The sequence below is a fragment of the Nocardioides sp. genome (assembly GCF_024509035.1).
Classification (GTDB): Bacteria; Actinomycetota; Actinomycetes; order Propionibacteriales; family Nocardioidaceae; genus Nocardioides.
Window position 1 is genome coordinate 1 of the sequence record NZ_JANINT010000427.1, and the last position, 15,203, is coordinate 15,203.

Genomic DNA, 15,203 nt, shown 5'->3' on the forward strand with positions numbered 1-15,203 from the left:
GCACGCCCGAGCCGATGTCCGGGGCGCTGTTCTTCGGGCGCAACCTGGTCGGTGCGCTCGTCGTGGTGACGCTCGGGATCCTCCTCGGCCACTGGCGCTCCCGGCCGCGCCCGCGGCCCCCGCTGCGCGGCGACGCCACCCTGGTCGAGCTGACCGCGGCCGCGGCGTTCAGCGTCGCCATGTACGGCCTCGCGTTCTCCTTCGACGACCTGCCCCTCGTCTTCCCGCTGCTCGCGGCGACGGTGTGGTTCGGGCTCCGGTTCTCCACGGTGGTGAGCGCAGCGCACTCCCTCGTGGTCGGTGTGGCGACCCAGGCACTCACGATGACCGGGATCGGCCCCTTCGCCGCGGTCGAGCGCGCCGAGGTCGGCTCGTTGCTCGCCGAGTTCTACGTCGCGACGATCGTGATCACCGGGCTGGCCCTGGCCACGGGCCGCGACGAGCGGCAGGCCCTGACCGCCGAGCTGCGCAGCGCCCAGGAGGAGGCGGGCTACCAGGCCAGCGTCCGCGAGGCCGTGATCCACTCGATGACCGAGGGCCTGTTCGTCATGGACGACGCCGGCGAGCTGCTGGTGCACAACGCGGCCGCTGCCGAGGTCTTCGGGCTGCCGACCGAGGCGCTGCGCTGGTCCGACCTGGTCGTCCAGTCCGGTCATCGGGCCGACGGCACGCCGGTGGCCTTCTCGGACCGGCCGTCGAGCCGGGCCCTGCGCGGTGAGGCCGTGCACGACGCCGAGATGAGGGTGACGCGCACCGACGGGACCGAGCGGATCGTCTCGGTCTCGGCCATCCCGCTCCCGCGCGACGAGCTGCGCGGGCGGACCCGGGCGTTGGTGCTCTTCCGCGACATCTCCACCGAGCACGCCCGGCGGGAGGAGCTGTCGGCCTTCGCCGGCGTCGTCGCGCACGACCTGCGCAACCCGCTCGCGGCGATCGACGGCTGGACCGAGATGCTGGCCGACGAGCTCGACGCGGGCACCCTCACCCCGGACCTCAACCGGCAGTTCGTCTCCCGGGTCCGCTCGTCCTCCCGGCGCATGCACCAGCTGATCCGCGACCTGCTCGCCCACGCGACCAGCGGCCAGCGCGACCTCGAGGTCAGCCGGGTCGACATCGAGCACCTGGTCGCCGAGGTCGCGGCCGCACGGCACGCCGAGCGATCCGTGCGCGCCGAGCCGATCCCGCCGGTGCTGGCCGACCCGGTGCTCGTGCGCCAGGTGCTGGACAACCTGATCGGCAACGCGCTCAAGTACGTCGCTCCCGGGGTGGCCCCCGAAGTGGTCGTCCGCGGTTGCCGCAGCGACGCGCGCCTGGTCACCGTGCACGTCGCCGACAACGGGATCGGCATCCCCGAGGCGGAGCGCGAGCGGGTGTTCGAGGAGTTCCACCGGGCTCACTACCGCGACTACGAGGGCAGCGGGCTCGGCCTGGCGATCGTGCGCCGGATCATCTCCCGGCACGACGGCACCATCGTCGCGGCCCCGAACCCCGCCGGCCGGGGGTCGGTCTTCCAGTTCACGCTGCCGGCGTACGACTGATCCCGGTCCTGACCATTCCTCCAGATTCGCTCAACCGGCAACGCGGCGACGCGATGTCTGCCTAGAGTCGTCCTGGAGCACGTCGGTGACCCGAGACGCCGGGGTGTTCCGGCTCCGGGCGACGGATCCCGGAGAGCGCTACGTCGACAGGGAGGCGGCCCGCGGTCGTCGCTGCCCGCGGGCCACTCCCTGTCCTCGTCGAGCGCCTGCGGCGGTGTTCTCGGTCGCAGGTCCCTTGGTCCTAGGACCATCGACCCTCCTGTCTCCCGGCCTCAGCGCGCAGGCTGGAAGCAGAGAACAGGAGGTGGAGTCGTGCAGTTCCCATGGCAGCCGCGCCCGCGCCCGCGCGCGCCGCGCGCGCAGGTCGAGCCGATCCGACTCGACCCCGCCGCCGACGTCGAGGTCCAGCGCAAGCTGGTCGCTCGGCTCACCGCGGAGCAGCTCACGGCTGCCTGGTACCTCTCCGGCGACGCCCTCCAGGCCGCTCGTGACCCGCGCCGCGCCCAGCAGCTCGTGGTGCTACGCGGCCTGATGCTCGACGCGCTCGAGCAGCGCGACCCGGTCCGCTACGACCGGTGGCTGCGCGCCGGCGGTCCGCCGGTCGAGGCCCGCTGACCCGCTGAGTCGCTCTGCGCGTGCCCACAGTTGCTCGTGGGGGGTCGGTGTCCTCCCGGTGGCGCCGTTGTTCGTCCTCCACCAGGCGCCTCAAGGGTGCCCTGCGGCGGCTTCGCCGCCCTTGACCCGCCTGGCTCCGCACGCGTTGGCGCCTATCGGGAGGACGCCGACCTCTGGTCACCCCCCCGCCGGGCGTCGACGGGGGTCCACGGAATGGTCACAGGCGACATCGGGGAGCGCTCCCAACCTGCCGTCTGTGACCTTTCGACGACCCCGCCGGGCGACGAGCCGGTCCGACACCCGCAACGGTGAGCAGTCAGATCTCCTCGGGCGCCATCCGGATCGCACCGGCCGGGCACTCGGCGGCGCACAGCCCGCAGCCCTTGCAGTAGTCGAGGTCGATCGCGTACGGCGCGTCCGGGTCCCCGGTCTTGGAGATGGCGTTGTCGGGGCAGACCCCGAAGCAGTTGTCGCACGAGAAGCAGTTGCCGCACGACATGCAGCGGCGTGCCTCGTAGAGCGCGTGGTCCGCGTCGAGCGACTGCACGACCTCGTCGAACGTCGAGGAGCGGCGTGCCGCCTCGAGCAGAGGACGGTGGGCACGCGGCGCGTCGGCGAAGTACCACGTGTTGAGCGCCTCGAAGGCGGCTGGCGCCCGCACCTCGGTCCGCGGCACGGACCGGCCGTGCAACCAGGCGTCGACGCCGGCCGCCGCGCGGCGGCCGTGGCCGATGCCGACGGTGGCCGAGCGCTGGTCGGGCACCATGTCGCCGCCGGCGAACACGCCGGGGCGGCCGGTCATCATCTGGTCGTCGACGGTGACGACACCGTGGTCGACCTCGATGCCGGCGACGCCCTCGAGGAAGCGCAGGTCGGTGTCCTGGCCGAGCGCGAGCACGAGCGAGTCGGCGGGCAGCTCCTCGGTGACGCCGGTGGGCTGCGGGAAGCCGGTCTCGTCGAGCTCCATCCGCTCGATGGTCAACGAGCCCTGCTCGACCTGGGTGATCGAGGACAGCCAGGTGAAGCGGACGCCCTCCTCCTCGGCTTCGCGGACCTCGGCGTCGTGGGCCGGCATCTTGTCGCGGGTACGCCGGTAGACGACCACCGAGTCGGCGGCACCCAACCGCATGGCGGTGCGAGCGGCGTCGACCGCGGTGTTGCCGCCGCCGTAGACCGCGACCCGACGCCCGAGCAGGGGGCGCTCGCCGTCGCCGAGCTGGTGGAGCAGGCTGACGGCGTCGACCACGTGCGATGCGGCGCCGGCCGGCAGGTAGGCGCGCCGACCGATCTGGGCGCCGACGGCGAGGAACGCGGCGTCGTAGCGGCCCTCGCGCATGGTCGCGTCGAGGTCGGTGACCGTCACGCCGAGCTCGAGGTGCACGCCGAGGTCGAGGATCCGCTGGATCTCGGCGTCGAGGACGTCGCGGGGGAGCCGGTACTCCGGGATGCCGTAGCGCATCATCCCGCCGGGCTTGGGAGCCGACTCGACGATGGTGACGGCGTGCCCGAGCCGGGCGAGCTGGTAGGCCGCCGACAGGCCGGAGGGCCCGGCGCCGACGACGAGCACCCGCAGACCGCTCGAGGGCTGGTCCACGCCGACCGTCCAGCCCTGCCGGAGCGCCTCGTCACCGAGGAAGCGCTCGACGGAGTTGATGCCGACGGCCTCGTCGACCTGGCCGCGGTTGCAGCCGGTCTCGCAGGGGTGGTAGCAGATCCGGCCCATGACCGCGGGGAACGGGTTGACCTCCATGATCTTGCGCCACGCGCGCTCGTAGGCGTCGCCGCCCTCCTCGGCCTCGTAGAGCCAGGTCCGGACGTCCTCGCCGGCCGGGCAGCCCTGGTTGCACGGCGGCTGGTTGTGCACGTACGTCGGGAGCTCGGTGCGCCACGAGCCGGTCTTGTTGGCCCGGCTGGTCCCCACGTCGAGCGTGATGGCGAACGGGTGGTCCATGTCAGTCGCTCCCGGTTCCTGGCTCGGTGGAGGTCTGGGTCTCGGTGTCGGCGTCGATCAGGCCGAAGCGGGCGATGTTGCGGTCGGCGCCGGCCTGGATCCGCGCGACGAGGTCGGGCCGGGCGCGCTTGCCGAACAGGTGCGCGAAGCGCCCCTGGAGGCGGAGGTACTCCTCGACGGGGACCTGGCGACGGATCGGGGTGACGGCGGTGACCTCGCCGTGCTCCGCCTCGAAGACGGGGAAGATCCCCGACTGCGCGGCCAGCCGGGCCAGCTTGATGGTGTCGCTGGGGCCGGCGGCCCAGCCCAGGGGGCAGGGCACCAGCACGTGGAGGTAGCGCGCGCCGCGCATGCTCATCGCCTTGGTGACCTTGCGCTCCAGGTCGCGCAGGTCGGCGACCGTGGCGGTCGCGACGTAGGGGATCTCGTGCGCCATCGCGATCAGCGGCGCCGACTTGCCCTGGCCGAAGACGTTGCCCGGCTCGGGCCCGGCGGTGCCGGTGTTGGCGGTGCGGGCGGCCGGGGGAGTCGCTCCCGAGCGCTGCACGCCGGTGTTCATGTAGCCCTGGTTGTCGTAGCACACGTAGAGCACGTCGTCGTTGCGCTCGAACATGCCCGAGAGGCAGCCGAAGCCGATGTCGACGGTGCCACCGTCGCCGCCCTGGCCCACGACCCGGGTCTCGCGGCCCAGCGCACGCAGGCCCGCGGCCATGCCGGAGGCCACCGCGGGGGCGTTGCCGAACAGGGAGTGCAACCAGGCGACCTGCCACGAGGACTCGGGGTACGGCGTGGAGAAGACCTCCAGGCACCCCGTGGCGTTCGCGACGACCATGTCGCCGCCGGCGGCCCGCATCGCCGCGTCGAGCACGTAGCGCGCGCCGAGCGCCTCGCCGCAGCCCTGGCAGGCGCGGTGTCCCGAGGTGATCGAGTTGGCCCGGTCGGCGTGCGCCTGGACCGAGCGCAGCTCGAGGTCGACGAGCCGGTTGCCGGCAGCGAACGTGCCGACCTGGTAGAGCTTGAGGTCCGTCACGTCGCCTGTCATGAGGTCCCCCTCCAAGGGGTGCCGGCCCGCTCGAGCAGGTCGTGGTCGAGGTCGAGGAAGTGCAGGCCGTGCGGGTCGAGCCGCCCGGCGACGACGTCGTCGAGCAGGCGCCGCAGCGCGGTGCGGGTGACCGGGCGGCCGCCGAGACCGGCGACGACGTCGTACACGGCAGGACCGGGCGCGGCGAGGGGACGCAGCGCCAGACGGACGTCCTGGCTGACCACCCCGCCCACACCGGGAGCGAAGGCCCGCTCGACCACCACGACCGTGCGGGCCGAGCCGATCGCCTCCCGGACCGCGTCGGCGGGCCAGGGGCGGTAGCAGGAGATGCCGAGGGAGCCGGCGGCCACGCCCTCCTCGCGCAGCGCGTCGACGACCTCGTTGACGCCGCCGAGCACCGAGCCCAGCGCGACCACGACGACGTCGGCGTCCTCGGTGCGGTAGGGGTGCACGAGGCCGCCGCTGTCGCGACCGAAGGCGGCCTGGAAGTCCGCGGCGATGCGGGGGAGCTCGTCGAGGGCGGCCAGCTGCTGGTCGTGCATCAGGTAGCGGACCTCGGTGAACGCCTCGGGACCGACCATCGACCCGATCGTGATCGGGTCGCGGGGGTCGAGCCGCTGGCGGGGGACGAACGGCGGCAGGAACGCGTCGACCTGGTCCTGCTCGGGCAGGTCGACGTCCTCGACGGCGTGGGTGAGCACGAAGCCGTCCATGCACACCATCACCGGCAGCGAGAGCCGCTCCGCGAGGACGAACGCCTGCACGTGCAGGTCGACGGCCTCCTGGTTGGAGGCGGCGAAGAGCTGGACCCAGCCGGAGTCGCGCTGCGACATCGAGTCGGAGTGGTCGTTCCAGATGTTGATCGGGGCGCCGATGGCTCGATTGGCGACCGTCATCACGATCGGCAGCCCGAGGCCGGAGGCGTTGAACAGGGCCTCGGTCATGAACAGCAGACCCTGGCTCGCGGTCGCGGTGTAGGTCCGTGCGCCGACGCCGGAGGCGCCGATGCAGGCCGACATCGCGCCGAACTCCGACTCGACCATGAGGTACTCGCAGCCGGTCAGCTCGCCGTCGCGGACGAAGTCGGACAGCGCCTCGACGATGTGGGTCTGCGGCGAGATGGGGTACGCCGCGATCACGCGCGGCCGGCACCGGGCCACCGCCTTCGCGACCGCCTTGGACCCCTCCAGCTGCTCAAACATGGCAGATCACCCCATGGGCTCGGGTGGCGACCTCGACGTTCGCCTCGATGATGTCGGGGGAGAGCACGCCCGCGAAGCGCTGGCGGATCGCCGTCGTGACCGCCTCCAGCGTGACGACCCCGGTGAGTGCGGCGAAGGCCCCGAGCAGTGCGGTGTTCGGCATCGGCCGGCCCAGGACCTCACGGGCCATCTCGGTGGCCGGCAGCGTGGCTGCTCGGCCGGGGGCGAGCCAGTCGACGTACCCCTCGAGGCCGATGTCGGCGAACGAGCGCGAGGTGTTCACCAGCAGGTAGGTCACCGGGCTGGCGCCTTCGAGCACGGCGAGCACGTGCAGGAGCGTGGGGTCTTGGACGACGAGTGCGTCGGGGACGGCGATCGGCTCGTGGAACCTGATCGGGTCGTCATGGATGCGACAGAAGGACACGACGGGGGCGCCGGTGCGTTCGGACCCGAAGGTCGGGAACGCCTGGCCGTGCAGCCCCATGTCGAAAGCGGCGGCGGAGAGCATCTCCGCCGCCGTCACGACACCTTGGCCACCGCGGCCGTGGAACCGGACGTTGAACACGCCATTACATTCGCCCCGGCCGCTCGCAGGTCGCAGGGCCGAAGGTCCCCGGGCCCCGCGACGTTCTGCCCCTCTGTGGGCTTCCGCGGTCCCGAAGGACGGACGTCCCACGCCCGGCGCACTTTCGGCCCTGCCGACCCCGAGGGTGCGGGCGGATGGTGAAGGCATGACGGGTACACCGGAACGGGTCTTCGAGAGCCGGGCGCGGCGGCGCTACCGCGTGTTCTGGAACGCGGTCGTCGTCGTGCTCACCGGCGTCGGCGTGGTGGCGGGAGCCGCCGAGATCGGCTGGGCGCCGCTGGCCGGCATCACCGTGTGCCTGGCCGTGCTCGGTGCCGCGTTCGGTGTGGCCTGGGTCGAGCCGGACGGCGACCGGCGCGTGGCCAGCACGGTCGGTGCCCGGTACGGCGCCGCCGGTGCCGCGGTCGTCGCCGGGCTCCCGGCGATCATCGGCGGCTGGACCGCGGTCGTGCTCGTCGCCGTGACGATGACCGCCCCGCCGATCGTCCAGCTGATGCTGCGTGGCCTGCGTGGCTCGTCGGCCGCCCGCGCCGTCGACGACCCGACCCGCCTCAGCGAGCGCGAGATCGCCGAGCGGTGGCGCTCGTCGTACGACGAGGTGCACCAGGCGGACGCGACGACCGAGGACGTGCTGCGGGTCGTCGCCGAGCGCGCCCGGCTGCTCGACGAGCTCGAGCGTCGCGACCCTCGCGGCTTCCGTTCCTGGCTCGCCGAGACCGCCGAGACCCGGCCCGGGAGCCGGCCGAGCAGCCGGCCGGGCGCTCAGGGCCGGTAGCAGGACCGCTCACCCACTCACTCCGGGATCGGCGGGCCCAGCACCTCGAGACCGTAGCGCGGACCCACCTCGGCCCAGCGGCCGATCTCCTCGGCCATCGGCCGGCCCTCGCCCTCACGCGGGACGCGCAGCGCCGTGGCCGGGACGCCGACCTCGTCGTACAGCCGCAGGAGGCCGCCCGGCACCGTGAGTGCGAGGAACCGGGCTGGGCGCGAGCCGCGGATGCGGAAGGCGTGGGGGAGCCCGCGCGGCAGGTACATGAACCAGCCGGCGGCCAGCTCGAACCGCTCCTCGCCGGCGACATAGGTCATCTCGCCGTCCAGGAGGTAGAACGCCTCGGCCTCGTGCTGGTGGCGGTGCAGAGGCGTGGCGATGCCCGGTGGCTGGGTGACGACGGCGACGCCCAGACCTCCGCCTGTCTGCTCGGGGCCCACGAGGTGCTCGAAGATCGAGCCCATCGCCCAGGTGCCGCGCCCGGCGCCGGGGGCGCATGCGACGGCCGTCTCACTGCCCGCGCCGGCCACGGTCTCGTTCGTGGGGTCGTGCTCGTCGGTCTCGCGCATAGCGACCACCTCAATTGATCCGAATGAAGTTCGGATGAATATTGCTACGCTAGGCGGCATGCCTGACGCCGTCAAGACCCGCCGCTACGTCTCCGCGGCCCGCCAGGAACAGGCCGCATCGACCCGCCGGGCGGTGCTCGTTGCCGCCCGGGACCTGTTCACGAGCTCCGGCTACGCCGCCACGTCGGTCGCCGACGTCGCGCGCCGGGCGCGCGTGTCCGTGGACACCGTCTACGCCAGCGTCGGGCGCAAGCCGCAGCTGTTGCTCGCCGTGCACGACATGGTCCTGGGCTCGACCGACGAGCCCGTCCGCGCCGAGGAGCGCGACTACGTGCGTCGCATCCGCGGGGCCGCGACGGCCGAGGAGAAGATCCGGATCTACGCCGACGCGCTGGCCGAGCTGCTGCCGCGCACCGTGCCGCTCGATCGCGCCCTGCGCGAGGCGCGGGAGCCCGAGTGCCGGGAGATGCGGGTGGCGATCGTCCGGCGCCGGCGAGCGAACATGGGTCTCTTCGCCGCGGACCTGCGCGCTACCGGCCGGCTGCGGCCCGACCTGACCGACGACCAGGTGGCCGACCTGGTGTGGTCCATGAACTCGCCGGAGTACTTCGGGCTGCTCGCGGGAGCGGGCTACGCGCCACAGGCCTACGCCGACCTCGTCGCCGACGTCTGGACGCGCACCCTCCTCGTTGCGGAGCCGTAGCGCCTCACCCGGCCGGGCTGACGTGCTCCCGGCGTACCCACTCCAGGTGAGCGCGGGGGCGGATGTTGCCGCCGCCCTCGGCCCAGGCGACCAGCGCCTCCCAGCGGCCGTCGGGGCAGCGGCGCCAGTCGAGCAGCACGCCGGGGGAGCGGTGCACGGGGTTGCGCGTCACGTTGACCCACACGTGGCGCGGCGCGGTGTGGCCGCGCTGTCCGGTGTCGCGATCGGCTGCCCCCACCGACCCAGAGTAGAACATGTGTTCGAGTCGCGTGACGCGGCTGTGCCAGGTCGGGCGTCGGTCCTGAGAAGCGGGCCTCGCTAGGGGGTCCCTCCTCGGCGCCGGATCCCCGGGCCGGCTCGGGAAAGCACGGCGCCCGCGGTCGATGCACGACAGTGTCTGGGCAGGCACACTGACGTCACCGGGACGCGCCCCACGCGCACCCATCCCCGCGAGGAGGGGGTCATGTTCGACGCCGTCGCCGTCGTGGTAGGCGTGGCACTTGCTGCGGCACTGGGTTGGTTCGTCGTGCGCCGCAGCGACGTGCTCGGCTACCACGACACGGACACCTCGGCCAACCGGGTCGGGCGCCGCTGGTTGTGGTCACGCCACGGAGGCCGCTGAGGCACTCCGTCCGCTGCCGCCGTCGGGAGCACCCTCAGCTCGCCGGAGTGACGGCGCGGTCCTCGGCTCGGACCACCGTGCGCCGGCGGTCCGAGGGTCCCGGGACCAAAGGCCCTCCGGCACCCGAGGAGGGGCCGGGTGACTCGGGGCGCCACGGGACGGGCCGTGTGAGTGTTGCGTGTCAGCTCGCCACCGCACCACGACCTCATGAAGAGAGGCCCCGATGCACGCCCTCGCCGCGCTCCTGCCGACGCACGAGACCTGGTTCGAAGAGTCCTCAGCCGGACACGACTGGGGCTTCTTCTTCTCCCCGCTGCCGCTGGCCCTGGTGGCGGTGATGGTGGTCGTGACCGTCGCGTGGCGGGCCGTCGCGACCCGCCTGCCGAGCCCGGAGCTCCGGGTGCTGGCGCCGATCGGGCGGCTGACGCCGTGGATCCCGCGGCTGCTCGGCATCCACCTGGGCGTCGCCCTGCTCGCGCTGGCGGCCACCGGTGCGTTCCTCACCCCCGCGATCGACGAGCTCGACTCGGTCGCCGGCACCGCGTTGCTGCTTGCCGAGGCGGGCCTCGGCATCTGGCTGGTCAGCGGCTACCGGGTGCGCCCGGCGGCCGCCATGGTGCTCACCTTCGGCCCGGTGCTGGCCCTGGTCTCCAGCCCGGTCGCGCTGCTCGAGTGCGCCAACCTCGCCGCGGTCGCGGCCTTCCTGGTGATCGTCCCGCCGGGGGCGGACCGCCACGGAGCGGTCGAGCCGAGCGCGGACGCCGTGCGCTGGGGCCTGTTCGCCATGCGCATCGGGGTGGGCGTTGCGCTCATCGCCCTGGCCTTCACCGAGAAGTTCACCAACCCGGCGCTGGCGACCAAGACCCTCGAGGACTACCCGGCGCTCAACGTCTTCGACCTGGTCGGCATCCCGATGTCGACCGACACCTTCATCGTCGTGGCCGGGTCGGTCGAGCTGCTCTTCGGGCTGCTGGTCATCTCCGGTGCGCTGCCGCAGGTCGCCGTGCTGGTCGCTGCGGTGCCGTTCAACGCGACGCTCATCCTGTTCGGGCAGACCGAGCTGGTCGGCCACCTGCCCGTCTACGGCGTGTTCCTCGCCCTCCTCGCCTACGGGTCCGACCCGGCCACCGCTCGCTGGGTGTCCTGGCTGCCCTCCCGTCGTACGTCGGAGGCCATCGGCGCAGCCACCGGTCGGGTGTCGGTGGAGGCGACTGCCTGAGCCTCCCTCAGTCCTCGATCTGGCGGAACCCGTGCTGCAGTGCCCAGGCGACGGCCTGGGAGCGGCGCTGGGCCCCGATCTTGCGGTAGGCGGTGCGCAGGTAGGTCTTGACGGTGTTGACGCTGAGGTAGGAGCGCCGGGCGATCTCATCGTTGGTCATGCCCTGGGCGACGAACGCGATCACCTCGGACTCGCGGGCCGAGAGACCGTGCTCCTGACCCGGCCAGGCGGGCATCGCCTCCCCGTCCGGGCGGCGGGGCGTCGACGGCCGCCGCTCGTGGATCGCGACGATCGCGTCCACGAGCTCCTCGGCGGAGAGGCCCTTGTGGAGGTAGCCGGTCGCGCCGCGTTCCCGCCCGACCGCCTCGGGGTAGGTGTGCCAGCTGTAGAGCACGACAGGGGCGTCGTTGGCGGCCACGATCTCCGCCAGCTTCTCGTCCTCGTCCGGCATCCGTCCGAAGGTGTCGAAGAGGATGACGTCGACCTCCTCCGACATCTGGGCCGCCCCCGAGAGCTCGACCACCTCGACCCGGTCGGAGTGGTTTGCGAGCATGGCGGCCAGTCCCCGCAGGACGACCTCGTAGTCGTTGGACAGCGCCAACCGGACTGGCTGCACGGGAACCTGCTCTCTGCTCTGGCCTTCTCTTCAGCTCGGCGCAGAGGCGGTACCCGCGGCCGGCGTGGCCGAACCTCTACGTTCCCGCAAGACGCGGCATTCTGCTGGTCCCGGTCGATCCGTGCCCGTAATCTTCTCAGTGAGCCCCGCCGGTGACCCGAGACACCGGCGGGGCTCGCTGCGTCTGTCAGGCCGTTGCCCGTCGGGGCCATCGCGGGGCCATTGCGGGGTGGTCAGGGACGCCGAGCGACTGCCCGGCACAGGACGGGATCCTCGTCGCCCCACGGCGCCAGCCCGGCCGACTCCACGTCGTAGTCGACCACCCAGCCGCGCTCGCGCAGGTCGGCCAGGAACTCCGAGGCGTTCTGATAGCGCCGGTAGTGATGGGGGTGGGTCTTGACCCGCGCCTCGTCCTTGTCCGTGCGGAACTCGACGGCGAACAGGTCACCCGAGCGCGCCCGGGCGTCGATCGCGTCCTGGAGGGCGCGCTGGGTCGGCGCGTCGATGGCGTGCAGCACAAAGCGGCTGTAGAAGACCACCGGACGCTCGTGCTCGGCCCGGAGAGCCTCGGCGAGGGCCTCGCCGTCGGCCAGGTCGCACACCACGAAGCGCGCTCGATCAAGGTGGGCGTCGGCGGCCTTCGTACGCGCATGCTCGATCGCGACGCCCGCGCGGTCCAGGCCGACGACCGTCCTTCCGCGGGTCGCGAAGTAGATCGAGTCCCGACCGTCGCCACAACCGACGTCGATCACCGTGCCCGACGTCGAGCCCAGGCGCTCGTCGACGAACCGTGCGAACGACGAGGCGTCGGCGTGGCCGTTGTGGGCGTAGTAGTCGGCCCAGTAGACCTCGGTGATGCGGGGCGGGGTCATCACGCCGGTGCGGTCGTTACCTCGCTTCTCGACGCTCCACTTGAAGCCTGTCTTGGGGAGGCGCCAGTCGTCGCCGTAGAACGTGGCGAGCAGGTCCTCGGCGCACACCGGGACCAGGGCCGGGCGCCCGACGAACTCGATCTCGCGAGTGCCCTGCCACTGCGCGGTAGTGACCTGCTGGCTGCCGGCGTAGCCGAACGGGTGCTGCAGCACGCCGTCGGCGTCGAAGTAGACGTGGAAGATGTCGATCCGGTCGTGGGGACGGGCGGGGTCGACCACGTGGAGCCCGCCGCCCATGGCGCCCACGCGGTAGCCCTGCGAGATGAGCACCTTCGCGATCCGCACCATCTCGTCGGCCGCCTCGGGCCCCGTCCTCGCCGAGCTCACGAAGCTCGCGTCGTAGTCGTTGTCGTGCGCCAGAAAGCCGCCCTCGCGCACGGCGCCCAGCAGCGTCCCGTAGGTGATGAACAGGTCGTAGCCGAACTCGTCGGCGAGGACCTGCCGCGTGGACTCGTAGAGCGAGCTGACCGCGGACTGCCAGGCCTCGTCGAGCTGCTTGGACACCTGCACCAGTCCGGTGCGGCCCAGCAGACGACCCTCGTCGAACTGCTTCTGGAGATCCTCTGGAGTCTTGCCTCCCGACCGAGGAGCGCGCAGGAACATCCCGTGTCCGTGGATGGGGAGGACCTGGTAGTCGGCGACGACGCGCAGCGGGGTGCCCTTGGGTGCGTACTCCCAGAGCTGGGAGATCGCGAACGTGAAGGTGCGGATCTGCCGCCTGCTGTTCCTGCGGTCGCCCTTCGGCGACGGCAACGAAGGCGTCTGCGAGCCGTGCTTCCCCCTGCGGGCCGCGGACATGGCACCGTCCGGGGTCGCGGTCGTCGTGCTCACGGTCATGGCGCCCAGCCGCAGCTCGACCTCCGTGGGTGCGCTCTCGGCCGGGACCGACACCCAGCCCCGGACCTCGTCCTCGGTGAACGCCTCCACCATCCCGGTGATCTGGACCCGCGCCGAGGCAGGAGCCTCCGGCGCCCCGCGACGACGAGCTCGATTGAACATCTCCACCCCCAAGATCGGAGGAGCGGGCCGCCACCAGGGCGCCACCTGCTCCTCGCCCGGCGTTCACCGGGCTGCGGCCCCACGGTAACCACCGCCCGCGAACCGGCGCGACGGGCGTCCGCCGTCGGAAATGCAGAACGCCCCCTGTCGCGCGACAGGGGGCGTTGCTACTGGTGGGCGATACTGGGTTTGAACCAGTGACCTCTTCCGTGTCAAGGAAGCGCTCTACCAACTGAGCTACGTCCGCTTGCGCATCCGTTCCGGTCTCCCGGTCGGCGTGCGTGAGAACAGTAGCCGATGCCCCAGACCATGCAAAATCCGCCCCCTGACGGCGCGTCGCGGACGGTGCAGGCGCCGGCTGGCGCGCCCGGGCAGCCTCCTAGAGTTGCCGCATGCGCGCCTGGATCAACGGTGACCTCCTGCCCGACGCGACCGCCCCCGCGGTCCCTGTCACCGACCACGGCCTGACCGTCGGCGACGGGGTGTTCGAGGCGATCAAGGTCGTCGACAGCCGGCCGTTCGCGCTCGACCGGCACCTCGAGCGACTGCACCGCTCGGCGCGCGGGCTCGGGCTGCCCGAGGTCGACGAGGACGCCGTACGCCGCGGTGTCGCTGCCGTCCTCGGCGGGGAGCCGCTCACGCTGGGCCGTCTCCGGATCACCGTCACCGGGGGACCTGCGCCACTCGGGTCGGGGCGCGGCGACGCCGCACCGACCGTGATCGTCGTGCTCGACGCCATGAGCGCCTGGCCGGACACCACCAGCGTCGCGACGGTGCCCTACCCGCGCAACGAGCGCGGGGCGCTGGCCGGTCTCAAGACGACGTCGTACGCCGAGAACGTCGTCGCCCTCGCCGCCGCCCGTGAGCGGGGCGCGAGCGAGGCCATCTTCGAGAACCTCGCAGGCCACCTGTGCGAGGGCACGGGCTCCAACGTCTTCTACGTCCTCGACGGCGAGCTGCGCACGCCGACGTTGGCCAGCGGGTGCCTCGCCGGCGTGACGAGGGCCCTGGTGCTGGAGTGGTACGGCGGGCGCGAGGTCGACGAGCCCATCGAGGTCGTCGAGCGAGCCAGTGAGGTCTTCCTCGTCTCGACCACCCGCGACGTCCAGGCGGTCGATCGCTGGAACGACCGTGAGCTGCCCGCGCCGGGTCCGATCACCACCGAGGTGCGTGAGGTGTGGCGACGGCGCGAGCCCGAGCTGCTCTGACCCGGCTCGGGCGGGCTACTCCGCCGCAGTGGCGCGAGTGATCTCGGCGACCAGGTCGTCGAGGTCGATCGACTCCGCGCCCACGGGCACCAGGGCCAGGGTGCGGGTCAGGAACCGGTAGAGGTCGTGGGTGCGCAACTGCGTCACGAGGCGACCGTCGGGGGAGCAGAGCTCCATGACGACGGCGGCGCGTCCGGCCTCGTCGATGCTCGGCCACAGCTGGATGTCGCCCTCGCCGGCCGGGTCCGTCAGGCCCTGCAGCAGCAGGTCGCGGCCGACCGCCCAGCGGACGGTGTCGCGCGGCCCGCGGAAGGTGATCCACACCGCCCACGGATCGGCCGCGTCGTACCCGAAGGTGGACGGGAGGTCGACCGAGCGGCCCCAGGCGTCGAGGATCTGGAGCGTGAGGTCCTGGGACAGGACACGGGTCTGCGGCTGCGTCACGCAGGAGAGACGGGCGTGCGACGGAGACGTGACGCGATTCATGGACCCTCGTGCCGAGGCGACACCGAATGTGAACCCGCCGGGATGGTGCGCTAGAGTCTCCGACCGCACCGCCTTGACGGCGGCGCACAGCTCGGGCGATTGGCGCAGTGGTAGCGCGCTTCGTTCACACCGAAGAGGTCACTGGT

General features: G+C 72.4%; 16 protein-coding genes and 1 tRNA gene (1 of these 17 running past the window's edge). 8 read left to right on the forward strand and 9 right to left on the reverse strand.

The genetic code is table 11. The annotated features are described in order from the left end of the window. On the forward strand, positions 1 to 1,538 hold a 1,538-nt coding region (locus Q0L15_RS22980), incomplete at its 5' end, for an ATP-binding protein (protein WP_296607180.1). Between the two features lie 312 nt (positions 1,539 to 1,850). Then, positions 1,851 to 2,153, forward strand: coding sequence for a hypothetical protein (locus tag Q0L15_RS22985; RefSeq protein ID WP_296607181.1), 303 nt, complete (start codon positions 1,851 to 1,853; stop codon positions 2,151 to 2,153). A gap of 316 nt (positions 2,154 to 2,469) precedes the next feature. Here the strand turns inward: Q0L15_RS22985 and Q0L15_RS22990 are convergent, their stop codons facing one another. From Q0L15_RS22990 to Q0L15_RS23005, 4 genes are read right to left on the reverse strand one after another with little or no spacing between them, the layout of a single operon-like run. Then, positions 2,470 to 4,104: an NAD(P)-binding protein gene (locus Q0L15_RS22990; protein WP_296607182.1), complete on the reverse strand. Its 1,635-nt coding sequence runs from the start codon at positions 4,102 to 4,104 to the stop codon at positions 2,470 to 2,472. A 1-nt stretch (position 4,105) separates the two neighbouring features. Then, positions 4,106 to 5,146 (reverse strand): thiamine pyrophosphate-dependent enzyme, encoded by a 1,041-nt coding sequence (locus tag Q0L15_RS22995; protein WP_296607183.1) that lies wholly within the window; start codon positions 5,144 to 5,146, stop codon positions 4,106 to 4,108. Then, positions 5,143 to 6,348 (reverse strand): transketolase C-terminal domain-containing protein, encoded by a 1,206-nt coding sequence (locus Q0L15_RS23000; protein WP_296607184.1) that lies wholly within the window; start codon positions 6,346 to 6,348, stop codon positions 5,143 to 5,145. The genes Q0L15_RS22995 and Q0L15_RS23000 overlap by 4 nt, the downstream gene beginning before the upstream one ends. Continuing rightward, on the reverse strand, positions 6,341 to 6,913 hold the full coding sequence (locus Q0L15_RS23005) for a 2-oxoacid:acceptor oxidoreductase family protein (protein WP_296607185.1): 573 nt from the start codon (positions 6,911 to 6,913) through the stop codon (positions 6,341 to 6,343). The genes Q0L15_RS23000 and Q0L15_RS23005 overlap by 8 nt, the downstream gene beginning before the upstream one ends. A 166-nt stretch (positions 6,914 to 7,079) precedes the next feature. Here Q0L15_RS23005 and Q0L15_RS23010 point away from each other — a divergent pair, with 166 nt between their 5' ends. Continuing rightward, a complete protein-coding gene (locus Q0L15_RS23010; protein ID WP_296607186.1) occupies positions 7,080 to 7,709 on the forward strand; it encodes a hypothetical protein in 630 nt (209 codons plus the stop codon). 17 nt (positions 7,710 to 7,726) lie between these two features. Here the strand turns inward: Q0L15_RS23010 and Q0L15_RS23015 are convergent, their stop codons facing one another. Next, positions 7,727 to 8,272 (reverse strand): cupin domain-containing protein, encoded by a 546-nt coding sequence (locus Q0L15_RS23015; protein WP_296607187.1) that lies wholly within the window; start codon positions 8,270 to 8,272, stop codon positions 7,727 to 7,729. 58 nt (positions 8,273 to 8,330) lie between these two features. Here Q0L15_RS23015 and Q0L15_RS23020 point away from each other — a divergent pair, with 58 nt between their 5' ends. Beyond that, a complete protein-coding gene (locus Q0L15_RS23020; RefSeq protein WP_296607188.1) occupies positions 8,331 to 8,975 on the forward strand; it encodes a TetR/AcrR family transcriptional regulator in 645 nt (214 codons plus the stop codon). Positions 8,976 to 8,979: 4 nt separating this feature from the next. Here the strand turns inward: Q0L15_RS23020 and Q0L15_RS23025 are convergent, their stop codons facing one another. Next, positions 8,980 to 9,213: a hypothetical protein gene (locus tag Q0L15_RS23025; RefSeq protein WP_296607189.1), complete on the reverse strand. Its 234-nt coding sequence runs from the start codon at positions 9,211 to 9,213 to the stop codon at positions 8,980 to 8,982. 225 nt (positions 9,214 to 9,438) lie between these two features. Between Q0L15_RS23025 and Q0L15_RS23030 the strand changes: the two genes are divergently transcribed. Both Q0L15_RS23030 and Q0L15_RS23035 read left to right on the forward strand, forming a co-directional pair. Beyond that, positions 9,439 to 9,597: a hypothetical protein gene (locus Q0L15_RS23030; protein ID WP_296607190.1), complete on the forward strand. Its 159-nt coding sequence runs from the start codon at positions 9,439 to 9,441 to the stop codon at positions 9,595 to 9,597. 223 nt (positions 9,598 to 9,820) lie between these two features. Then, complete coding sequence (locus Q0L15_RS23035; RefSeq protein WP_296607191.1) at positions 9,821 to 10,816, forward strand: hypothetical protein; 996 nt, start codon at positions 9,821 to 9,823, stop codon at positions 10,814 to 10,816. Positions 10,817 to 10,823: 7 nt separating this feature from the next. On the opposite strand, the gene Q0L15_RS23040 is transcribed toward Q0L15_RS23035, so the two are convergent. Beyond that, positions 10,824 to 11,432: a response regulator transcription factor gene (locus Q0L15_RS23040; RefSeq protein WP_296607192.1), complete on the reverse strand. Its 609-nt coding sequence runs from the start codon at positions 11,430 to 11,432 to the stop codon at positions 10,824 to 10,826. 233 nt (positions 11,433 to 11,665) lie between these two features. Beyond that, a complete protein-coding gene (locus Q0L15_RS23045; protein ID WP_296607198.1) occupies positions 11,666 to 13,363 on the reverse strand; it encodes a methyltransferase domain-containing protein in 1,698 nt (565 codons plus the stop codon). A 392-nt stretch (positions 13,364 to 13,755) separates the two neighbouring features. Between Q0L15_RS23045 and Q0L15_RS23050 the strand changes: the two genes are divergently transcribed. After that, complete coding sequence (locus tag Q0L15_RS23050) at positions 13,756 to 14,571, forward strand: aminotransferase class IV (RefSeq protein ID WP_296607193.1); 816 nt, start codon at positions 13,756 to 13,758, stop codon at positions 14,569 to 14,571. A 15-nt stretch (positions 14,572 to 14,586) separates the two neighbouring features. Here Q0L15_RS23050 and Q0L15_RS23055 read toward each other — a convergent pair whose 3' ends face one another. Next, on the reverse strand, positions 14,587 to 15,015 hold the full coding sequence (locus Q0L15_RS23055) for an SsgA family sporulation/cell division regulator (RefSeq protein ID WP_296607194.1): 429 nt from the start codon (positions 15,013 to 15,015) through the stop codon (positions 14,587 to 14,589). Between the two features lie 135 nt (positions 15,016 to 15,150). Between Q0L15_RS23055 and Q0L15_RS23060 the strand changes: the two genes are divergently transcribed. Next, positions 15,151 to 15,203 (forward strand) — tRNA-Val (locus Q0L15_RS23060); it runs 28 nt beyond the window's last position.